The sequence below is a fragment of the Peptoniphilus hominis (ex Hitch et al. 2025) genome (genome assembly GCF_040096015.1).
GTDB classification, from domain to species: domain Bacteria; phylum Bacillota; class Clostridia; order Tissierellales; family Peptoniphilaceae; genus Peptoniphilus_A; species Peptoniphilus_A hominis.
This window is the reverse complement of the sequence record NZ_JBBMFO010000022.1, coordinates 1-20,612: the sequence shown is the minus strand read 5'-3', so window position 1 is coordinate 20,612 and position 20,612 is coordinate 1. Positions and strand designations below refer to the sequence as shown.

The window sequence follows — 20,612 nt, the reverse complement described above, 5'->3', positions numbered from 1 at the left end:
TAGAGCTTTAAATATCAAGCTCAAAGCTACTTTCTTCTTCTATATAAAAATCTAAATCACTAAACTTTTCACTTAGCCTCTTTTTTATTTTTGGAAGAATAATTTTTTCTGAATAAAAATGTCCCACATCTATTAAAATGATTCCCTCTTCATAGGCTCTTTGTCCATCATGGTATTTTACATCTCCTGTAATATAGGCGTCTACGCCTGCATTTTTGGCAGCAGAAATAAACTCAGCACCAGAGCCTCCAAGAATTGCAAGTTTTTTTATCTCTCTTTTGTTTCTTCCATAAACTTTTATCTTTTTTACTTCTAATTTTTCTTCTAAAAAGTTTAAAAGTTCTTCCAAAGAATAATTTTTTTCAAGTTCGCCAATTAAACCCATGGCTTTTTCTTCTTCATAAGTTAAAATTTCCTTATTCTTTAAATTTAATTTTTCAAAGAGAGTGTCATTTACTCCATCCTCAGCAATATCCATGGAAGTGTGATAGGAAAAAACTGATATGTTATTTTTTATTAAGGCAATAATATTGTCACCCCTATAAGTTCCCTCAATTATGCTTTTCTCCCCGCCAAAAAACATGGGATGATGACTTATAATAAGCTTAGAATTCATTTCTATTGCCTTCTTAATTAATTTATCAGTGACATCTAAGCCGAGGACAAGGGAATCTGTTTCGCCCTTAAATTCAATTTGACTGCCAGAGTTGTCCCAAGTAAGTTGGAGGTCTTCTCTTGCCCAATTTTCCATGTAATTTTTAATTTCACTTATTTGATATTTCATCTATTGCCTCCTTGGTTCTTATTAATAAACTTTTAAGTTCACCACTTCTCTTTTTTGTCCTGTCACTATCATTACTAATATTACTTAAAATTTTTTCAAGTTCTCTTTGCCTTTCCCTCAAAAAGTCTAAGTAAACTTTGTCCTTTTTTTCGATTAAACTTTTTGAAAAATAAAAATCTACTTCTTCTAATTTTTTTATTTGACCAGAATATCTTGCAAGGATAATTTCAAAGTACCTGTCATCTTCAAAGATTATCTCTTCATTAATTATTTCAAAGCCCATATTGTTTAATTCTCTGCGCAAAATGTTTGTCTTTTGCATAGGCTGCAAAATTAATTTTTTTGCAGACCTAGCAATTTCAATTGAATTTAAAATAATTTCTGCAATTTGAATTCCACCGAGACCAGCAATGATTATGTTGTCCCGATTTTCCCTTACAATTCCATTGGCAAGAATATTTCTAATATATTTTTCATTGTCCCTTTCTCTTGTCAGTTCAATTGACTTCTCCAGAGAATTTTTTGAGATATCCGTTGCAATAATGTCCCTTGAGATATTTTTTTCGCATAAAAAATTGGGCACATATCCGTGATCTGTGCCCACATCAATTACCGTTGCGCCAAAATCTACAAGTTCTGCAATTTTTTTTAGCCTATTCGATAATTTTATCATTCTAAATAATCCTTTAATTTCTTTGATCTAGATGGATGGCGCAATTTTCTTAGCGCCTTGGCTTCTATTTGTCTAATTCTTTCACGAGTTACATCAAACTCTTTTCCAACCTCTTCAAGAGTTCTTGCCCTGCCATCATCAAGTCCAAACCTTAAAGTTAAAACCTTTTTTTCTCTCTCAGTTAAAGTTTCGAGAACAGAGTTAAGTTGTTCCTTAAGAAGTGTAAAAGTAGCTGCATCTTGTGGAGATAGTATTTCATCATCTGGTATAAAATCTCCAAGATGTGAGTCCTCTTCTTCACCAATTGGAGTCTCAAGAGACACTGGCTCTTGTGCAATTTTTTGAATTTCGCGAACTCTCTCTACATCTAAATTCATTTCAGCAGCGATTTCTTCTGGAAGTGGATCTCGTCCAAGGTCTTGAACTAGTTGTCTTTGAACTCTAACAAGTTTATTAATAGTTTCAACCATGTGCACAGGAATTCTTATAGTCCTTGCTTGGTCTGCAATTGCCCTTGTGATTGCCTGTCTAATCCACCAAGTTGCGTAAGTTGAAAATTTAAAACCCTTAGTGTAATCGAACTTGTCAACAGCTTTCATAAGACCAAGATTTCCCTCTTGAATTAAATCCAAAAAGCTCATGCCCCTACCAACATATCTCTTTGCAATGGAAACTACAAGCCTTAAATTGGCTTCAGCAAGTTCTTTTTTCGCTGACTCATCTCCTGCTTCCATTCTCTTTGCAATTTCAACTTCTTCTTCAGCAGTAAGTAGAGAAATTTTTCCAATTTCCTTTAAGTACATCCTGACAGGATCATCTACTGTCACGCCCTTAGGCACTGACAAGTCCTCTTTAGTAAGATCAACTTCATCTTCATCATCATCTTTTAAATCTTTTTTGTCAACTAAATTGATACCTTCCTTCTCGAAGGTCTTGTATAATTCATCTATATCGTCAGAATCAATTTGAAACTTTTCAAAGGCATCACCTATTTCATCATAGCTAAGATTCCCATCTTTTTTGCCATCTTTTAAAAGCTGCTCTGTTATTGATTCAATCGAATCCTTATTTTTTAAATTTTCACTCATAATTGCCCTCCTCTTTCAACTCACTTAACTTTAAATTAATCTCTTTAAGATCCTTTAAAGCATCGAGTAAAAGATTTTTGTCTTCTTCCCCTTGAAGTTTATCAATGTTTTCGAGGATTCTTTCCTTTTCCTTTTGGAGATAATTTCTCTCTAAAGTTTTTATTAACTCATCTACAATTTTTTCATTGACGTGGATATTTTTTATAATTCCTAAAATATTTTCTTTAAAATTTGAATCTATTAGCCTGTTTTTCTCTAATAAATTTAAAAATTCAGAAACTTCCATCTCTTCTTCAAACATTTTAGGTATTTCTTCAAAGCTTGCCCTAGTCATTGCATTGGTAAAATAAAAAACCTGAATTTTATTTTTGATATAATTGTAAATATCATTGTCCAGCAAAGAATATGATAATAATTCCTCTTGTGCTCTAGTTTTTGTACTTTTCACAACATTTGTATTTTTCTTTGGCTTGAACTTTTCTTTTTTCTCACTTTTTATTTTATTTCTGTTTAAATAATTTATATAATTTTCAATTGCCTTGTAAGAAATATTATATTTTTTAGAAAATTCTTTTACAAAAATATCTCTTTCAATGGGATTTTTAATGCTAGATAAAATTTTCGCAGACTCAAGAGTAAAATTGCTAAGCCCTTCTGCATCTTCTAAATTAAAATTTTCCCTCAGTATTTTTATTTTGAAGTCAATATAAGAAATAGCTGACTTAATTTTATTTTCAAAGCCTTCCATTCCATATTTTTTTATAAAGTCGTCGGGGTCTAGTCCACCTTCTAATTCAATGATTTTGGGCTTGCAAGACTTAGATAAAAATATATCTATTGCCCTTGAAGTCGCGTTAATTCCAGCCTTGTCGCTGTCATAACAGATGTATATATCTTTCGCCATCTTTTTAATAATTGCTGCCTGGTCTTCAGTAAGAGAAGTACCAAGGCTTGCTACACTATAATTTATACCACTATTGTATAAAGAAATAACATCCATATAACCTTCAACTAATATTATTCTCTGGCGGCTGGATTCTCTTGAAACTATATTCATATTAAAGAGGTTGCTTCCCTTGTGAAATATAGGCGTTTCCCTTGAGTTTAAATATTTTGGCTTGGCATCTCCAAAGCCTCTCGCTCCAAAGGCAATTACCTTATTATTTCTATTTATAATTGGAAACATAACCCTGTCGCGAAATCTGTCAATGTAATTTCCATTTTTGCTCTTGGAAACTAAATTCAAGTTTAAAAGTTCCTCTTCCTTGTAACCTAATTTAGTCAAGTGATCGTATAAGTCTGTCCAAGAATCTTTAGAATAGCCAAGTCCATAAGCTCTTATTGTCTTATCACTTAGTCCCCTGTCCCTTAAATACTTTTGTGCCTTTGGTGAGGATGAAAGATTATTTAAAAAATGCATTGCCGCTTCTCTATTTATGTCATAAAGCCTGTTCCTCTTGTCGCGAGCTTCTTTGTTTTCATCTTTATATTCAGATAGCCTTACATTATATTTTTCTGCCAAAAATTCTACAGCTTCAGGAAAATTTAAGTTCTCCCTTTTCATAATAAAGGTAATGACATCCCCTCCAACTCCACAGCCAAAACACTTGAAAATAGATTTTGATGGAGAAACAGAAAAGGAAGGAGTCTTTTCAGAATGAAAAGGACAGAGCCCCATATAGTTAGAGCCTGACCTTTTTAAGTCAACATATTCTCCAATTAAATCTACTATATCTGCTCTGTCTCTTATTTCATCAAGAACATTATCATTTATAACATACAATTAAATGCTCCATCCCTTCGGTATAAAAATATTTTTAATTTGTTTCATGGCATAGGTGTCTGTCATTCCTGCAATGTAATCTGAAACAATATCTTCGTCACTGTGAACTCTTCCTTCATAAAGGCTCAAGTGATTACGAGGAATTCTACTTAAATCTTCCATATAATATTTATAAAGCTCAGTTAATAGTCTCTTTATTTTAACTTCTTCACTTTTGACAACAGGATCCATGTAAACTGTTTTAAACATATACTGTCTAAGCTCCATGGTTGCCTGGTAAATTTCCTTTTCCATTTCAACAATAGGCTTGCCATAGGATTTTTCCACTATGCCAATAATCATAGTATTTATTCTTTCTGATGAAGTGTTTCCAAGGATATCAGTGAGATCCTTTGGCAGTGAATCAGAAGAAATTATGCCAGCTCTTATGGCATCGTCTATGTCATGATTAATGTAGGCAATCCTATCGGCAAACTTTATTATTTTGCCTTCAAGGGTCTTTGCCTCGCCAGAGCCAGAGTGATTTAAAATTCCATCACGCACTTCTTCTGTAAGGTTTAATCCAATTCTCTTGTCAGATCTTTCTAAAAAATCTACGACTTTTAGAGACTGGACTCCATGAATAAAGCCATCACTTTTTAATTCATTTAAGACAGCTTCGCCTGAGTGGCCAAAGGGAGTGTGCCCCAAGTCATGACCAAGGGCAATTGCCTCAACTAAATCTTCATTTAACCTAAGTGCCCTAGCTATAGTCCTTCCAATTTGACTGACTTCAAGAGTGTGAGTGAGTCTTGTCCTAAAATGGTCGCCTTCAGGAGAAATAAAGACCTGAGTCTTGTGTTTTAATCTCCTAAAACTTTTTGAGTGAATAATTCTATCCCTATCTCTTTGAAATTCAGTTCTAAGATTACATTTTTCTTCTCTTTCATTTCTTCCTAAAGTTGAATCTGCAAAGGTGGCAAAATCAAAGAGCATTTCGTGTTCAAGTTTTTCTCTCTCAACTCGAAGATTCATCTCATCACATCCTAGATTCCATATGATTAATTATAATTTCAGCAGTTTCTTCAATTGCCTTATCAGAAACATCTATTACAAAACAGCCAAGCTCTTCCATAACTTGCTTAGAATAATTTAGTTCCTCTCTAATTCTGTCGTAGTTGGCATATTTTGCACCTGAAGTTAGTCCAAGAGACTTAAGTCTTTGTTCTCTTACAGAAATAATTTTTTCAGGATTTGCAATAAGTCCAATTACCCTGTCAACATCCTTTTCATAAACTTCCTTAGGAACAGGAACTTCAGGAACTAACGGAATATTTGCCACTTTGTATAATTTATTGGCAAGATACATGGAAAGTGGAGTCTTAGAAGTTCTTGAAATGCCAACAAGACATATGTCAGCCTTCTTTGCACCACGAGGGTCCTTTCCGTCGTCATACTTAACTGCAAACTCAACACATTCAACTTTCTTGAAATAATTTTCATCAAGCCTTCTTATTAGTCCAGGTTCTCTAAGAGGTTCATATCCTAAAATATCTTGAATTTGACGCATAGGTTCACCCATGACATCAACTGTGTGAAGTTTTAGCTCGTGAGTTTTTCTTTCAATAAATTCTCTAGTTTCCTTTACAACATTTGTGTAAACTATTAAACTATTTTGAATTTTTGAAGCTTTTTCGAGAACTGGCTTAATTTGGTCAATGCTGTTGTGATAAGGATATCTAATAATTTCATAATTTTCTGACTCAAATTGTCTAGCTGAACTTTTTGCAATTAATTCACCAGTTTCTCCAATTGAATCGGAGATGACAAAAATAGTAAGTTGTTTATCGTCTTTATTCATTTCTCCTCCTAGATAATCTCTCCGTCACAGACATCTACAAAAAGTCTTGTTACATTTGTCTTTGTAAATCTGCCAACCACTTCGAGATCTTTATTATTTTTAACTTCCACAACGGGAAGAGAATCTATTCCCTTTGATACAATTAAATTTGCAGCCTTATAGACAGTGTCGTCAATGTCAACATAAAAAACATTGGGCATTCTAGTCATAATAACACTTATGGGAGTCTTCTTTATGTCGGCATCACCAATCATAAATCTGATCAAATCTTTTCTTGAGACGATACCAGCAAGATAACCCCCATCGGTTATAAACATAGAAGACAGGTCCTCCATAAAGAGACCCACTACTACATCATATACGGAAGTTTTTTGGTCGCAAGAAAAGGGCAGGGACATATAATCCCTAAGTTTTAATTTTTTTAAATCATCGGAAAGCTGTGAAAGAATAGATTTACCAGTATAAAAGTATCCAAACTTTGGTCTAGCTCCCAATATATTAATCATAGTGAGAACTGAAAGGTCTGATCTAATAGTCGCTCTTGACAAACCTAGTTTTTCTGCAATTTCATCGCCTGTAATGGGACCTTCATCTCTTACAATTTCAATAATTTCAGTTTGTCTTTCGCTAAATTTCATTTGCTCACCGACCTATTCTACAATATTTTCGATTTTTAATATTTTTTGAATATTTTCCTCAATACTATTTATAAGCGCAAGTCTATTGTGTCTTATGTTTTCATCTTCTGCCATTACCATTACACTGTCAAAGAAAGCGTCAATAGATGGAACTAAGTCATTTAGTGCATCCATTGCATCCTTGTAATTTTCAGAAGCAAGCCCTTCCTTAAATTTCTTGTCATTTTCTACAAATTTATTGTAAAGATTTTTTTCTGCATCTTCTTTTAGAAGTTCTTCATCTATTTCTGTGAAATTAATGTCTTTTGTCAAGTTGTTAATTCTATTGTAGGCGTCAACAAAGTTTGTCCTATCATCTTTAAACCATTCATTTAATTCCTTAGCTTTTTCAAATATATTGTAAATTTCACTTTCAGGAATTAAAACTGCATCAATAATGTCGTATCTAATGCCTTCTTCTTGAAGCATTGTCTTAATTCTTCCAAAGAAAAATTCTCTTATATTGGCAATAACTTCTTCATGATCAAAAGTTAGACCTAAATCGTTGATGTATTCATATAAACTTGTTTCTATTACTTCATTTAAGTTAAATTTCCAGCCAGTTTTTCTTATTATATTAATTATTCCAATTGCAGACCTTCTTAGTGCAAAGGGATCTGTAGAACCTGTAGGGATTTCTCCAATGGCAAAAAGCCCAACTATTGTGTCAATTTTATCTGCAAGAGAGAAGATTGAACCCACACTTGATTTTGGAAGAGCATCGCCTGCAAATTTTGGAAGATATTGTTCCCTAATTGCTGTTGCCACAATTTCCTTTTCTCCAGATTTAAGGGCATAGATTTCTCCCATTACACCTTGAAGTTCAGTAAATTCAATTACCATTTTTGTAGTTAAGTCAGCCTTTGAAAGATGAGCTACCCTATCAAGAGCTTCAATTGCTTCATCGGCAAAGGAAAGTGACTTGGCAATTTTCTTTGCCACAACGCCATCTCTCTTTTCTTTTTCAAGCATAGAGCCTAATTTGTCGTGGAATAAAACTCCCTTTAGATTTTCTACATAGTCTTCAAGAGGCTTTGAGATGTCATCTTCGTAAAAGAATTTGGCATCTTCAAGTCTTGCTCCAAGAACTTTTTCGTTACCTGCAATTACAATGTCTTCGTAGTCTCTTGTACCATTTCTAACAGTAATAAAATAAGGAAGAAGTTCGCCATCTTGTGAATAAATTGGAGTAAATCTCAAGTGGTCAATCATTGTTGTAGTTACAACTTCCTTTGGAAGAGTCAAGTATTTTTCCTTAATGCTTCCCTTAATAGGAGATGGATATTCAACAATGTAAGTTAATTCTTCAAGCAAATCTTCATTTTCGTGAATTTCACCACCAAGGGCTTTTGCAATTTTTGTTGATTCGTATTTAATAATGTCGCGTCTCTTGTTTTGGTCTAAAATTACATAATTCTCTTCAAGCAATTTTTCATAATTGTTAACTTGGTCAATAATAATTTCTGAAGAACCTAAAAATCTGTGACCCTTAGTTTTATTTCCAACAGGAATACCTTCAAAGTCAAATTCAACTACTTGGTCATTTAAAAGTGACACTACCCATCTAATTGGTCTGGCAAATCTAATGTTTTTGCCTCCCCAACGCATATTTTTAGGGAAATTAATGTCCTTAATAAGTGAAGGCATAATTTCAGCTAAAATTTCAGATGATTTTCTGCCTATTGAAGAAATATTTGCAAAAACATAATCTGTTCCCTTTAATTCCTTTATTATTAAGTCATCTTCACTAATATTTTGTGACTTCATAAAACCCAAAAGAGGTTTCGTTGGTTTTTTGTCATCATCATAAGCAATCTTAAGAGAAGGTCCCTTAACTTCCTTTTGAATGTCCCTTTGTTTTTCGTCAAGACCTTCAACAATAAGGCTAAGTCTTCTTGGCGTTGCATAAACTTTTACATTTTCAAAACCAATTTCGTTTTCAGTTAATAATTTTTTAGATTTTTCATTAAGCTGCTCAATTGCCATGTTGACAAATCTTGAAGGCAACTCTTCCACACCGATTTCAAGTAAATAATTATTCATTTATTTCACCTCTGTTGATAAGGGGATAGTTCATTTCTTCTCTATGTTTTAAATGTGTCTTTGCCACTACTCTTGCAAGATTTCTAACCCTTTGAATATAACTTGTTCTTTCAGAAACAGAAAGAGCTCCTCTTGCATCTAGTAAGTTAAAGGCATGAGAACATTTTAATGTGTAGTCGTAGGCATCGATTACTATGCCATCTTCTATGACTCTATTAGCTTCAGCTTCATACATATCAAATAATTTTCTAAGCATATCTACATCAGCAAGTTCAAAGGCATATTTTGAATGTTCGTATTCATTTTTCTTAAATACTTCGCCATAAGTTATATTTTCGTTGTACTGAATATCGTAAACGGATTCAACATTTTGAAGATACATGGCAATTCTTTCAAGTCCATAAGTAAGCTCTGCACTTTCAAGGTCTAGGTTAACGCCGCCAACTTGTTGGAAGTAAGTAAATTGTGTAACTTCCATCCCATCAAGCCAAACTTCCCAACCAAGTCCCCATGCACCAAGTGTAGGAGATTCCCAGTTGTCTTCAACGAACCTAATGTCGTGTTTCTTTGGGTCAATTCCTATTGCAAAAAGTGAATCAAGGTATAATTGTTGCACATCTTCTGGAGATGGTTTTAAGATAACTTGCAATTGGTGATGTTGGTAAAGTCTGTTTGGATTTTCACCATATCTACCATCGGCAGGTCTTCTTGAAGGTTCAACATAAACTACCTTCCACTCTTCAGGACCAAGGGATCTCAAGAAAGTGTTGGGATTCATTGTTCCTGCGCCCTTTTCAGTGTCGTAAGGTTGCATTATAATTGCTCCCTTTTCCTTCCAATAATTTTCCAATGTCATAATTAAATCTTGGAAATACATTTTTTCCTCCTTAATTAAACAGCTTATCTGACTTAAAACTGCTTATATCTAAATTGTATTTTATATATTTTAAAATAATATTGTGCAAATATTTTTTCCTATTTACATCAAGTTCTTTGATTTCTTCAATATTTTCTAACTCTTCAAGCTTGCCATAGAGAATTTTATTTAAGTAAAGTAAGTCTCTTCTCGATAGAGAAAAGGAATAGGGATCTTGAAAGTCAATTATTCCCTCTCTTATGGAAAAGTAGGCTTTTTCTTTGGCTTCAAGTTTTGGTCTGTAACCTATAAAGGAAAGATACTTAAGCTCAAAGGCAAGTGCTAGGGAAATAGGGTCCTTGCTTGAGTTAAAAAAGCTTAGAGTCTTTCTCATGAGATCAAAAACTTTTTTATTTGCCTCTCCTCCAAGTGAGGATTTTTCTAAAATCTCAAGAAGGAGTGATGCATAAATTAAATTGTCATAGCTTTCTCTAATTTTAAAGTTAGATTCTACAATTTTTGCATCGCCAATATAGTAAAAGTTTTGTCCCTTTTTTAAAAGATATTCATTTAAGCCAAAAACTTGTGAGACACTTAAATTTTTGGACCTTGGCGTCATGGCTCCCTTTACCATAATGGAAATTTTTCCATAATTTCTAGTAAATACTCTAATAATTTTTGAGCTTTCGCCAAATTCCATTTCATTTAAGACAATACCCAAGGTGTAATTATTTGTCGTAGCCAAATCTCTTTACCAAATTGTCTCTTTCTCTCCAATTTTTTTCAACTTTAACCCAGATTTGTAAATTTACCTTAGCATCTAAAAGTCTTTCGGCATCTTCTCTAGCCTCAGTGCCAATCCTCTTTAGCATGGAGCCGCCTTTGCCAATTAAAATTCCCTTGTGAGAATCCCTTTCCACATAAATATTTGCCTCTATGTCATAGATGTTTTTGTCTTCTCTCTTTTTGAATTTTTCAATTGATATGGCAAGTCCATGAGGAACTTCTTCGTTTAAATATCTAAGGCCCTTTTCTCTAATAATTTCAGCTACGATAAATCTTTCATTTTTATCTGTAATCATGTCCTCTGGATAGTACATTGGACCAGGCTTTAAGTATTTCTTTAGAGTTTCAATATAAATGTCAACACCATCATTTTTCATGGCAGAAATTGGGATAATTTCATTAAAAATTCCTTCATCAGCATACATGGAAATTATTTCAAGAAGTTCATCTTTTTTTATAGTGTCAACCTTATTTATAAGTAAAATTATTGGAATTCTACCATGATATTCCTTTAAAATATCAATAATTGACCTTTCAGCTTTTCCAATTTTTTTTGATGTGTCAACAATGTAAGTTATCACATCGGCTTCATCAATACTTTCCTTTGATTCAGTTAGCATAAATTCGCCAAGTTTATTTTTTGGCCTTTGAATGCCTGGCGTGTCTAAAAATATGATTTGCGAATCATCATCAGTGTGAATAAAAGTAATATTTTGTCTTGTTGTCTGTGGTTTTGAAGATATTGCTGAAATTTTTTCACCAATTATTGCATTTAGTAAAGTAGATTTACCAACATTAGGTCTTCCAACTACAGATACATAGCCAGATTTAAAATTATTTTCCGTCATTTTCATCTCCCATTAGGTCCTCCGGACCAAAGGAATGAGGTAAAATTTCCTCCATTCCATAAATTTTATAATCTTCAGTAGAATTTGCAATTATTATTTCAGGATTTTTTGAAAATTCACGAATAACTTGTCTGCAGACTCCACAGGGAAAAGTGTAATCACTGTCCCCAACTATGGCAATTTTTTTAATTTCTCTCTTGCCTTCAGATACAGCCTTAAAAATTGCTGTCCTCTCTGCACAGTTTGTTGGAGAATAAGATGCTATTTCTATATTGCCACCAGAATAAACTGAGCCATCTTCCATCTCTACTGCACAGCCCACATTAAAGTGTGAGTAAGGCGTATATGTCATATTATCTCTTGCCCTTATTGCAAGTTCAATTAATTTATTATATTCCATTTAACCAACTACCTTAAATACAAATATTGCAACACATACTCCAAGGATTGCCCCCACAACAACTTCAGAAACCTTGTGGATTTTTCCTTCCACGCGACTTTCGGCAACTAAAAAGGCAAGTCCAAAGGAGCAAAGTGTCACAAGGGAATTTTCTGCAATCATAGTTATAATTGTTGCTGCACAAAAGGATATTGCAGAGTGGCCGCTAAGCCCTCCTCCTTGAAAATATGTACCTCCACTTTTTTTTGCCATTAAAAACTTTGCCCCAACTGTGGCAATAATTATTATAAGTAGTGACACAAAAGCCAAGTGATTTGGCATATTTTTTATCTTAAATAAGAGTAAATCTCCAAAGGATGCAAATTTGTCATAAAAAACTAAGTAGGCAACTACTATTGCATTTATTGCTGTTATTAAAACTGCCCCAGCCGATACATCCTTAACATATTTTGCTATTGGATTGTACTCTTGAACAACTAAGTCAATTGTCCTTTCTATCGCCGTATTAATCATCTCTGCAAAAACTACAAGAGTTATAGCAAAGAGCATCAACAAAAATTCTGTAGATGAAATGTCAAAAAAAAGAGATAAAATAATTATTCCAAGAGCAGCAAGGTAGTGAAACTTCATGTTTCTCTCTGTTTTTAAGACAGAAATTATCCCCTGGACTGCATAATTAAATGAAGATATAAATCGTCCTTTTTTCATAAAATCACCTGTATATAGAAAGCTCCTTCATTGCAAGCTTTTCTCTCTCTCTCATTTCTCTCTTGTCCTCATCTTCCATGTGGTCGTAACCTAAAAGATGAAGGATGCTGTGAACTGTCAAATAAGATAGTTCTCTCTCATTAGAGTGTCCAAGTTCTTCTGCTTGTTCCATGACTCTTCTTGTATTTATTATAACATCTCCGAGAATTCTGCTCACTATAATAAATTCATCATCCATGGGAAAAGATAGGACATCAGTGCTTTTATCCACTCCCCTGTAGTCTCTATTTAAGTCCCTAATCTCTTCATCGCCAACAAAGGACACTGAAACTTCAACATTTTCATCGAGATTTTCAACCTTTAAGACTGCAGCAATGGATTTTTCAATTAAATTTTTTATTTCATCAGTAATTTTTATATCATCTTGTCTGTCGTCGTAATAAATTTCCATTATTTTTCCCAACTTTTTGACTTTTTAGCCTTAATTACTTCTGCTGCCTTTTCATTAGTCTTTTCGTATTTTTCGTAGGCATCAATAATTCTTTGAACTAGAGGATGTCTTACAATGTCATTTTTATTTAAATAAGTTATGCCAATTCCCTTAACTCCAGCAAGGATTCTAAGAACAGTTTTAAGTCCTGATTGTTTGCCACGAGGAAGGTCTATTTGAGTGACATCACCTGTTATTATTGCCTTAGAGCCGTAACCAAGACGAGTCAAAAACATCTTCATCTGCTCATTAGTTGTATTTTGTGCTTCGTCAAGAATTACAAAGGCAGAGTCAAGAGTCCTACCTCTCATATAAGCAAGAGGAGCAACTTCAATTAATCCCTTTTCAAATAAATTGTTGTAGGTATCGTGTCCAAGTATTTCAAAGAGAGCATCATAAAGTGGCCTTAAATAGGGATCAACTTTATTTTGCAAATCTCCTGGCAAAAATCCTAAATTTTCTCCAGCTTCAACAGCAGGCCTTGTTAAGATAATTCTATTAACTTCCTTTGACTTAAAGGCGCGAACTGCTGCTGCCATGGCAAGATAAGTTTTACCAGTACCTGCAGGTCCAATTCCAAATACAATGTCGTTGTTGTTTATAGCGTCAATATATCTCTTTTGACCAAGTGTCTTCGCCCTAATGGGCTTGCCCATAGAAGTGTAAACTACAGTGTCCTTTAAAAGTTCAGAAACTGGTCTCTTCTCATTGTTTTTAATTAGAGAAATAGAATATCTAACATCAGAAAGACTTAAGCTATCTTGTTTTCTTGCAGTTTCAATTAAATTTTTTAGTAAAAGTGTGGCATCCTCAACTTTTTCTTCATCGCCACAAATTAAAACCTTGTCATTTTTTGACTTAATAGATACATCTAATTCCTTCTCAATGAGACCAATGTTTTCATCTAATTTGCCAAAGACAATTGACAATAAATTTATATCATTAATATCAATGGAACTTTCCACTTTTGCCAAATATATACCCCCTTAAACTAGACTATTATAATACCACAAAAAGGCTTACTTTTCCATAGATTATGAAAAGCAAGCCACTATTTATCTAAGACTTAAAGGTTCACCAAAAATTTCTTTGTAGACAATAATTTTCGGCAAATCTTCTTCGCCAAAATCTAAGAAGTCAAGGCTCAAACTTTCGCCATCTTCGTCCTCGTAAAAAACTTGGTCTGACTCACATTCCCTTATAAATTCACTGTCAACTATCTTGCCCTCACCATTTTCCAAATTATAAGTTTTGGATAGATTGTAAGTCTCTGATAAGTTGTAGGTGTTTTCAAGATTGTAAGTATCTGACAAATTTTCTTGAAGACTTTCTTTTTTTTCTTCTTCTTTCTTTTCTAAAAGTTTTTCCTTTAGCTTTCTTTGACCAAGTCTCGGATCCTTGTCAATTAAAACATTTTTCTTATTTTTCTTAGATTCTTCTTTAGAAATCTTTTTATTCTTTTCTTTTTCTTTCTCTTCTTTGATTATCCTTTTTATTTCATTTGCCAAAGTATCTACATCTGATCTTCTATCATCATGAAAATTTTTTGATTTATTTAAATTTCTTTCTTCCTCATGAAAATCTTCATTAAATTTCCTTTTGCCCCTATTTAAAATCGTAAGTAATATCTTAAAAAATACTACGAAAATAATGGCAGGCATAAGAGAAATTATTGCGATAAAAAAACTAAACATAGGATTCATTATTTATTGTCCTTTTTGTGATTTTTATCAGAAATTTTTGAGATAGAATTTCTCATATCAGTATCAGAATTAATATTTTTCATTTTGTAATAATCAAAGACACCTAAATTACCGCTCTTTAAAGCTTCAGCCATAGCAATAGGAACTTGTGATTCAGCTTCAACAACTTTTGCCCTCATGGCTTCAACTTCAGCCTTCATTTCTTGTTCACGAGCAAGAGCCATAGCTCGTCTTTCACTTGCCTTAGCCTCAGAAATTCTCTTGTCAGCTTCAGCTTGGTCAGTTTGAAGTCTTGCACCGATATTTCTAGCAACGTCGACATCGGCAATGTCAATTGATAAAATTTCATAGGCAGTACCAGAGTCAAGACCCTTGTCGAGAACTACCCTAGAAATTGAATCTGGGTTTTCCAAGACAGCCTTATAGCTTTGAGATGAACCAACAGTTGTTACAATACCTTCTCCAACTCTTGCTATAATAGTTTGTTCACCTGCACCACCGACAAGTCTTTCAATATTTGCTCTAACAGTCACCTTTGCCTTTACAATGACTTCAATACCATCTTGGGCAACTGCAGAAATATTTGGAGTTTCAATAACTTTTGGATTAACTGAAACTTGAACAGCTTCAAGTACATCTCTACCAGCAAGGTCAATGGCAGCCGCTCTTTCAAATTGTAGAGGAATATTTGCTCTTTGAGCTGCAATAAGTGCATCTACAAGAGTGTTTACATTACCACCTGCAAGATAATGGGCTTCAAGACTTGCAATTTCAAGATCTAAACCAGCCTTAGTTGCCTTAATAGCAGGTCTAACTATTCTTGAAGGTTTAACTCTTCTAAGTTTCATACCAATAAGTTCTGAAATTTTAATTCTTACACCAGAGAAAAATGCTGTCACCCATAGTCCAATAGGAACAAAGGACAAAAATATGGATATAAATATTAAAATTAAGACAATAACTATAATGCTTCCAAAGGGATAAAAATTCATAAATCCTCCTAAATATTTTTTTCGACGAAAACTCTTGCGCCGGAAATTCTAACTACTCTAACTTCTTCATCTTTTCCTATGAAACCAACATCTGAAATAACTTCAATTTTTTCCTCATGAAAAATTGCATAGCCAGTTGGTCTTAAAGCTGTCTTTGTTATAAGTACATCGCCAAGCTTTACTTCTTCACTTTTCACTCCCACATAGCCCTTTTCACTTGAGCTTTCAGTAAAAAGTCTAAGCCTATTTATAAGCTCTGAGTTAATTCCCCTCTTGACAAGGGCAATTCCTAAAACTATAGCAATTACCAGGGCAATTGCCAAAGAGAAAATAGCAAAGTAAATATCTTCCATTGACAGAACAATTGCTACTGCTATTGCAAGTATTCCACTAATGCCTGCTACTCCAAAACCTGGTATCAATATTTCAAAACCTAGTAATAAGAGTCCCAAGACAAAAAGCAAAATTTCAAACCAGTTAGTGTTTCCCCTTGCAATATTTCCCCAAAAGAAGAGTACAAAGGCAGCTATTGAAATAATTCCGCCAAGTCCAAAGCCTGGAGTCAAAATTTCAAGCACAGCTCCAACTATTGCTATAATAAGTAAAATTGTGAAAATATAATCATTGGAAAAAAATTTTTCTATAAAAGCACTTCCACTTGCTGCATAGACAGAATTTGTCATGAGCATAAAAAATGGAAGGATGTAAAAACATTTTTTAAGATTTTTCACTTTGACCTCCTTTGCTACAAGTTTTGTACCCATAATTTTTTATCAATAATCGAAAAAAACTTTAAGATATTGTAAAGTTTTAAAATAATTGACAAAAATAAATATATTCTTTTGTGAAAATATATATTATTTCTGCTATAGCACACTTTTTATTAAATAAACATATTAAATTTATTAAGTTTTTTGATTGGTTAACAATCTAATAATTTTCTTAATTTTTTTTCACTTTCAGAATGAAAATTACAGAATTTAAGTATTTCTAAATAAAATTCTTTAACATCTTCATCTTTAATAATCCATGAAACTTGTTCATTACTAATTGCAATAGTAAATAATTTTTCTAATTGTTCATTATTCCAATTGGAATAATCTTTAAGTCTTCTAATAATAAAGTGAGTATATTTAAAACTTTTACTTATTGAAAGTTCAGATATTAAATCATCTTTTTTCTGATCTTCTTCACTTCTAATATCTTTTTTCTCAGCTTCTAATGCCTCATTATAGTATTTAAAATGAGCTGATTCTAATTTTTCATTTGCAATAGTCCTATCAATTATACTTTTTACTAAAATATCCAATTCTTTGTCTTCACGATAATCAGCAGGAGCAAAATATTTAATTCTATTGTCATTAATCATTTTATAAACTTTTTCTTTATCGCAAGATTCAGGATTGTATACTCCAATTGAATACCCACCATAAGTGTTAACAAGTTTCATACAAGGTATATCGGTATCGCTATCACCAATATAAATTATATTTCTAAATGGTACTCGCAATTCATCTGGTGGAAAAAAGTCATTTACGCCTGGGTCATTAATATCTAAAATTCCTTTTTCTATTCTAAAAAGAAACTGAGTTTTATTAGTATAATTTACAACTTGTGCTGGCCATTTTGCTACACCTTTCTCATTAAAATAGAAAGAACTTGCATATATTTTCTCAAATACTTTCTGTTTAGCGATATTTGTTCCTTCAATCATTTCTTTAATTCCTGATGAAATAATATAATGCTCAACAATAACTCCTTTCTTTTTTCCATAATCGCAGATTCTTTTAAACCACTCTTCTACACCTTTAAATAAAGATACTTTAGAACCATAGTTTTCAAGAGTTTCTTTGTTTAAAACATGATGTCCTTCAGCCTCTGTAACCATTAAATACATATATGCTAAATTTTGATCCATGTCATTATCAGATGCCATACTATTAGATTTTGTCCAAAAATCTTTAATTTCAAAATCTAAAGACTGAATATATCCTTGTGCTTGCATATCTTCAGGTGACAACGTTTTATCAAAATCATAGCATATCGCTACGACAGGTTTACTTTCCTTATTTTTTCTATTATATTCAATATTACTCATAAAAAACCTCCTTTATATAAATTATTATACAATAAATCTTTAATATAATTAGATTATTATAAAAAATCCTTCTACTTAAAAATATTTATAAGATAAAATTCTAAAATATTTCTTTACTTACATAATATAAAATTTATTTAAATTCTTTAATAGATAATTTCATTTTTAATTGTATAAATCTTTAAATATTAAAAGTTTTTAAATAGTTCTATAATTAAATATTATTTTTTTAAATTATACTTGGTTTTCTCATTTTACATTGTGGTATAATTATATCACCACTTTAGTAAAGCGTGGTACTATTATTAATGCTCGTAGAAAACTTTATGATTGGTATTTCTATCTTAATGAAAATTTAAGTGATGTTGAATTAATGAATACTCAACTACATAAATTAGAACGTATATTTTGTTAGCATGATAAGAATATATTCTTTACTAGCTTGAAGTATAGGTTTGTTATTGCTAAGTTAAAAAATTAAGCAGATTTTTTCAGAGCCATGCTTTTAAATACTTTAGATAAAGAAGATTTAAAAATAATATACTTAAATCAACTTTCCTATAAATTAGGCATTGTAGAAATTAAGCTTGATTTGTATTTTTAACAAGAAAAGAACATAAGTTGTTTTACAGGAGATATTTATATGAAGAAATTTTTGATTGTTCTAACTTTTTGTTGCTTATTTTTATTTGGTTGCAGTAGTAATGTGAATTCACTTAATAGTGAGCCAACTCTTAGTGAAGAGGATCTTACATACATTAAAAATAAATTTAGCAATTTCAGCGTGGATTATAATGCAAAAGAAAACAGTATTTTATTAATTCCTGATGAAGATACTAAAAATTTATTGAATTATTATTTAAATAATGGTGATGCTGGAGCAATAACATTTGACCCTAACGCTCCAGGCAACCAACATTTATTTGGTTATGAAATAGTTTATGACCCTACTCCTAAATCTTTAAAAAAATCAAAAGAATTAGCAATTAAAGGTTTAAATGATCCTGAAGCAAGACGTAATTTTATTACTTTCTTAATGAGAATACACAAAACAAATTTTAATCATAAGTATTATGTCATTTATAAATTCTGCCATTCTTTTAACCTAGACGAAAATCACTCACAAATATTACTTGATTACCTAAGTAGCGGTAACAGTCCTTATATAGCACCTTTCGATAATTTCGTTAGTGATATTCTGTCTATTTCACAAAGGTTCACCGATAAATATAATAAAGACTTAACTTTTGTCGTTAAAGTCGAAGATGAGAAGGTTGCTGAAGTTTCAGGCAACTATGTTACTTACAATAAACTAGACGATTTAAGAGATTTATATAATTTTGATATTAATAGAATTATCTCATTTGCTGATTACCAAAATAATAGATTAACAGATAGTGATTTTGAGTTAGATAACATAGATACAGATAACTTTGTGCAACCTACCCCAAGTGCCAATTCTATACAAGATGCACTTCAAAACGGTGGGAGTTTGCTTAAGGTATTTTCCGAAGTCGGTGTAAACGAATACAAAAAATCTAATAACTCTAATATTGCCGACTATAAAGTATTTAACAAAGAAGTAGCTACAGGCGATCCTTATTATATTTTTGACAGAGTTGATGAAATAATGAGTGTAGAACCTAATGGAGATTCAACAAAAGACTTAATAGAGTTCTCCGGTTTATTATTAAAATCCTTAGATAACACTTATTCAGAATTTTTAACGCTAGTTGCTGAAAATGATAGTGTTAAAAATAAGTATCTAAATGAGTTTAAAAATGCTAGAGAAAGTTTTGCTAAAGATAATCAAACTGAAAATACTGGAAGTTCTGGAACGCTAAATTATTTATCTGACGAAATATTCTTTACCTTAAATGATTTAAGTAGGAATGTTGAAATCCAAACTGGCGGACCTTTAGATCTTGATAAGTATGATATAGAAAAATTTGATACTTCAAAATATATTAAAACCAATATTCCATACTTTAATTTTTCTAATGATAAAGGGGTTGTAGAAGAGAACATTTCTAGTCAAGACTCCCCCTACAGAAAAGGACAAAAACTAATAGTTAATAGTGATAAAGCCTATAATAGGTCTGAACCACAAACAAATGGGAAAAAAGTTGGTTATTGGATAAGGGGTGACGAAGTTACTGTTTATGACTTTACTTATTTTGATGATAGGTGGTGGATAAAAACAAGTCCTGATAAAGAATGGTGGGTAAGTGAAAGAGATCTAGAAGTTATTGATTAATAAAAAAGGCTCTATAATATCTGTTGGGGAGTAAATCTCTAACAGATATTTTTATGTAAAAAAATTGCACTTATACGCATTTAGTCCTAAACTTAAAATAGCTAAAAATAAAGCTTGGAGGTGCATATAAGTGCAAAATAATAATAACATGAATTTGTTGGGTTTTAAAGATGTAATTTTTGATAGTTTTGATGAGGATAATGAATTTGTTTATGTTCATGCTTCTGTAGAAAAGATGGATACTTGTCCTCATTGTGGTTCTAAAAAGATTTGGGTTCATGATCATAGAATTCAAAAGATTAAGGATACTCATATTCATGGTAAGAAATGTCTTATTCATTTAAAGAAGACTAGGTATGATTGCAGGTCTTGTGGTTGCCGTTTTGAAAGAGAACTTGATTTTATTGCTAAGGGTCATACTATGACTAATAGGCTTGTTTTTTCTATTGTTGCTGAATTTAATGAAGTTCATTCTAGTGCTTCGATTGCTAAAAGGTATAATATTTCTCCTAATACTGTTTTAAAAATTTTATCTTGTTTAAGTGTATCAAGAACTGAACTCTCTAAAGTTCTTTGTATAGATGAA

General features: G+C 32.1%; 21 protein-coding genes. 2 read left to right on the top strand and 19 right to left on the bottom strand.

Features of this window, described 5'->3' with window-relative positions; translation table 11 throughout:
• Positions 1-7: 7 nt before the first annotated feature.
• The 19 genes from WMO19_RS07150 to WMO19_RS07060 form a co-directional block, all read right to left on the bottom strand.
• Positions 8-784: a Nif3-like dinuclear metal center hexameric protein gene (locus WMO19_RS07150; protein WP_349171041.1), complete on the bottom strand. Its 777-nt coding sequence runs from the start codon at positions 782-784 to the stop codon at positions 8-10.
• On the bottom strand, positions 765-1,457 hold the full coding sequence (locus tag WMO19_RS07145; protein ID WP_349171039.1) for a tRNA (adenine(22)-N(1))-methyltransferase: 693 nt from the start codon (positions 1,455-1,457) through the stop codon (positions 765-767). Before WMO19_RS07145 ends, WMO19_RS07150 begins: the two co-directional genes overlap by 20 nt.
• Positions 1,454-2,545, bottom strand: coding sequence for an RNA polymerase sigma factor RpoD (rpoD, locus tag WMO19_RS07140; protein ID WP_349171037.1), 1,092 nt, complete (start codon positions 2,543-2,545; stop codon positions 1,454-1,456). The genes WMO19_RS07145 and rpoD overlap by 4 nt, the downstream gene beginning before the upstream one ends.
• On the bottom strand, positions 2,538-4,328 hold the full coding sequence (dnaG, locus tag WMO19_RS07135; RefSeq protein WP_349171036.1) for a DNA primase: 1,791 nt from the start codon (positions 4,326-4,328) through the stop codon (positions 2,538-2,540). The genes rpoD and dnaG overlap by 8 nt, the downstream gene beginning before the upstream one ends.
• A complete protein-coding gene (locus tag WMO19_RS07130) occupies positions 4,329-5,342 on the bottom strand; it encodes a deoxyguanosinetriphosphate triphosphohydrolase (RefSeq protein WP_349171034.1) in 1,014 nt (337 codons plus the stop codon).
• Positions 5,343-5,346: 4 nt separating this feature from the next.
• Positions 5,347-6,168, bottom strand: coding sequence for a pyruvate, water dikinase regulatory protein (locus WMO19_RS07125; RefSeq protein ID WP_019124702.1), 822 nt, complete (start codon positions 6,166-6,168; stop codon positions 5,347-5,349).
• Positions 6,169-6,176: 8 nt separating this feature from the next.
• Positions 6,177-6,806 (bottom strand): CBS domain-containing protein, encoded by a 630-nt coding sequence (locus tag WMO19_RS07120; RefSeq protein ID WP_019124703.1) that lies wholly within the window; start codon positions 6,804-6,806, stop codon positions 6,177-6,179.
• Positions 6,807-6,818: 12 nt separating this feature from the next.
• Complete coding sequence (gene glyS / locus WMO19_RS07115) at positions 6,819-8,888, bottom strand: glycine--tRNA ligase subunit beta (protein ID WP_349171032.1); 2,070 nt, start codon at positions 8,886-8,888, stop codon at positions 6,819-6,821.
• Positions 8,881-9,765, bottom strand: a complete 885-nt coding sequence (locus WMO19_RS07110; RefSeq protein WP_019124705.1) for a glycine--tRNA ligase subunit alpha — start codon at positions 9,763-9,765, stop codon at positions 8,881-8,883. The genes glyS and WMO19_RS07110 overlap by 8 nt, the downstream gene beginning before the upstream one ends.
• Positions 9,766-9,775: 10 nt before the next feature.
• A complete protein-coding gene (recO, locus tag WMO19_RS07105; RefSeq protein ID WP_019124706.1) occupies positions 9,776-10,489 on the bottom strand; it encodes a DNA repair protein RecO in 714 nt (237 codons plus the stop codon).
• Positions 10,473-11,378: a GTPase Era gene (era, locus tag WMO19_RS07100; protein ID WP_349171030.1), complete on the bottom strand. Its 906-nt coding sequence runs from the start codon at positions 11,376-11,378 to the stop codon at positions 10,473-10,475. The genes recO and era overlap by 17 nt, the downstream gene beginning before the upstream one ends.
• Positions 11,365-11,778 carry a cytidine deaminase gene (locus tag WMO19_RS07095; RefSeq protein WP_349171028.1) on the bottom strand — a complete coding sequence of 138 codons (414 nt, stop codon included), beginning with the start codon at positions 11,776-11,778 and terminating at the stop codon, positions 11,365-11,367. Before WMO19_RS07095 ends, era begins: the two co-directional genes overlap by 14 nt.
• Positions 11,779-12,486, bottom strand: a complete 708-nt coding sequence (locus WMO19_RS07090; protein WP_156702211.1) for a diacylglycerol kinase — start codon at positions 12,484-12,486, stop codon at positions 11,779-11,781.
• A gap of 4 nt (positions 12,487-12,490) precedes the next feature.
• A complete protein-coding gene (gene ybeY, locus WMO19_RS07085) occupies positions 12,491-12,937 on the bottom strand; it encodes an rRNA maturation RNase YbeY (RefSeq protein ID WP_349171026.1) in 447 nt (148 codons plus the stop codon).
• Positions 12,937-13,950: a PhoH family protein gene (locus tag WMO19_RS07080; protein WP_019124711.1), complete on the bottom strand. Its 1,014-nt coding sequence runs from the start codon at positions 13,948-13,950 to the stop codon at positions 12,937-12,939. Before WMO19_RS07080 ends, ybeY begins: the two co-directional genes overlap by 1 nt.
• Before the next feature lie 81 nt (positions 13,951-14,031).
• Positions 14,032-14,670, bottom strand: a complete 639-nt coding sequence (locus WMO19_RS07075; protein ID WP_349171024.1) for a hypothetical protein — start codon at positions 14,668-14,670, stop codon at positions 14,032-14,034.
• A gap of 8 nt (positions 14,671-14,678) precedes the next feature.
• Entirely contained in the window at positions 14,679-15,671 is a 993-nt protein-coding gene (gene floA, locus WMO19_RS07070) for a flotillin-like protein FloA (RefSeq protein WP_349171023.1), read from the bottom strand.
• A gap of 8 nt (positions 15,672-15,679) precedes the next feature.
• Entirely contained in the window at positions 15,680-16,402 is a 723-nt protein-coding gene (locus tag WMO19_RS07065) for an NfeD family protein (protein WP_316718791.1), read from the bottom strand.
• Between the two features lie 191 nt (positions 16,403-16,593).
• Positions 16,594-17,769 carry an HAD family hydrolase gene (locus WMO19_RS07060; protein ID WP_349171022.1) on the bottom strand — a complete coding sequence of 392 codons (1,176 nt, stop codon included), beginning with the start codon at positions 17,767-17,769 and terminating at the stop codon, positions 16,594-16,596.
• Positions 17,770-18,412: 643 nt separating this feature from the next.
• Here WMO19_RS07060 and WMO19_RS07055 point away from each other — a divergent pair.
• Together WMO19_RS07055 and WMO19_RS07050 are read left to right on the top strand one after the other, a co-directional pair.
• Positions 18,413-20,026: an SH3 domain-containing protein gene (locus tag WMO19_RS07055; RefSeq protein WP_349171020.1), complete on the top strand. Its 1,614-nt coding sequence runs from the start codon at positions 18,413-18,415 to the stop codon at positions 20,024-20,026.
• Positions 20,027-20,156: 130 nt separating this feature from the next.
• Positions 20,157-20,612, top strand: a 456-nt coding sequence (locus tag WMO19_RS07050; protein WP_349171018.1) for a transposase family protein, incomplete at its 3' end; no start/stop codon positions are given.

Bases quoted from the DNA above. Each gene is read 5' to 3' on its own strand.
- WMO19_RS07145 (WP_349171039.1), bottom strand. From the start codon at position 1,457: ATGATAAAATTATCGAATAGGCTAAAAAAAATTGCAGAACTTGTAGAT.
- WMO19_RS07120 (WP_019124703.1), bottom strand. From the start codon at position 6,806: ATGAAATTTAGCGAAAGACAAACTGAAATTATTGAAATTGTAAGAGAT.
- WMO19_RS07055 (WP_349171020.1), top strand. From the start codon at position 18,413: ATGAAGAAATTTTTGATTGTTCTAACTTTTTGTTGCTTATTTTTATTT.
- rpoD (WP_349171037.1), bottom strand. From the start codon at position 2,545: ATGAGTGAAAATTTAAAAAATAAGGATTCGATTGAATCAATAACAGAG.
- WMO19_RS07110 (WP_019124705.1), bottom strand. From the start codon at position 9,765: ATGTATTTCCAAGATTTAATTATGACATTGGAAAATTATTGGAAGGAA.
- WMO19_RS07150 (WP_349171041.1), bottom strand. From the start codon at position 784: ATGAAATATCAAATAAGTGAAATTAAAAATTACATGGAAAATTGGGCA.
- WMO19_RS07075 (WP_349171024.1), bottom strand. From the start codon at position 14,670: ATGTTTAGTTTTTTTATCGCAATAATTTCTCTTATGCCTGCCATTATT.
- glyS (WP_349171032.1), bottom strand. From the start codon at position 8,888: ATGAATAATTATTTACTTGAAATCGGTGTGGAAGAGTTGCCTTCAAGA.
- WMO19_RS07125 (WP_019124702.1), bottom strand. From the start codon at position 6,168: ATGAATAAAGACGATAAACAACTTACTATTTTTGTCATCTCCGATTCA.
- WMO19_RS07130 (WP_349171034.1), bottom strand. From the start codon at position 5,342: ATGAATCTTCGAGTTGAGAGAGAAAAACTTGAACACGAAATGCTCTTT.
- WMO19_RS07095 (WP_349171028.1), bottom strand. From the start codon at position 11,778: ATGGAATATAATAAATTAATTGAACTTGCAATAAGGGCAAGAGATAAT.
- floA (WP_349171023.1), bottom strand. From the start codon at position 15,671: ATGAATTTTTATCCCTTTGGAAGCATTATAGTTATTGTCTTAATTTTA.
- WMO19_RS07090 (WP_156702211.1), bottom strand. From the start codon at position 12,486: ATGAAAAAAGGACGATTTATATCTTCATTTAATTATGCAGTCCAGGGG.
- era (WP_349171030.1), bottom strand. From the start codon at position 11,378: ATGACGGAAAATAATTTTAAATCTGGCTATGTATCTGTAGTTGGAAGA.
- ybeY (WP_349171026.1), bottom strand. From the start codon at position 12,937: ATGGAAATTTATTACGACGACAGACAAGATGATATAAAAATTACTGAT.
- WMO19_RS07060 (WP_349171022.1), bottom strand. From the start codon at position 17,769: ATGAGTAATATTGAATATAATAGAAAAAATAAGGAAAGTAAACCTGTC.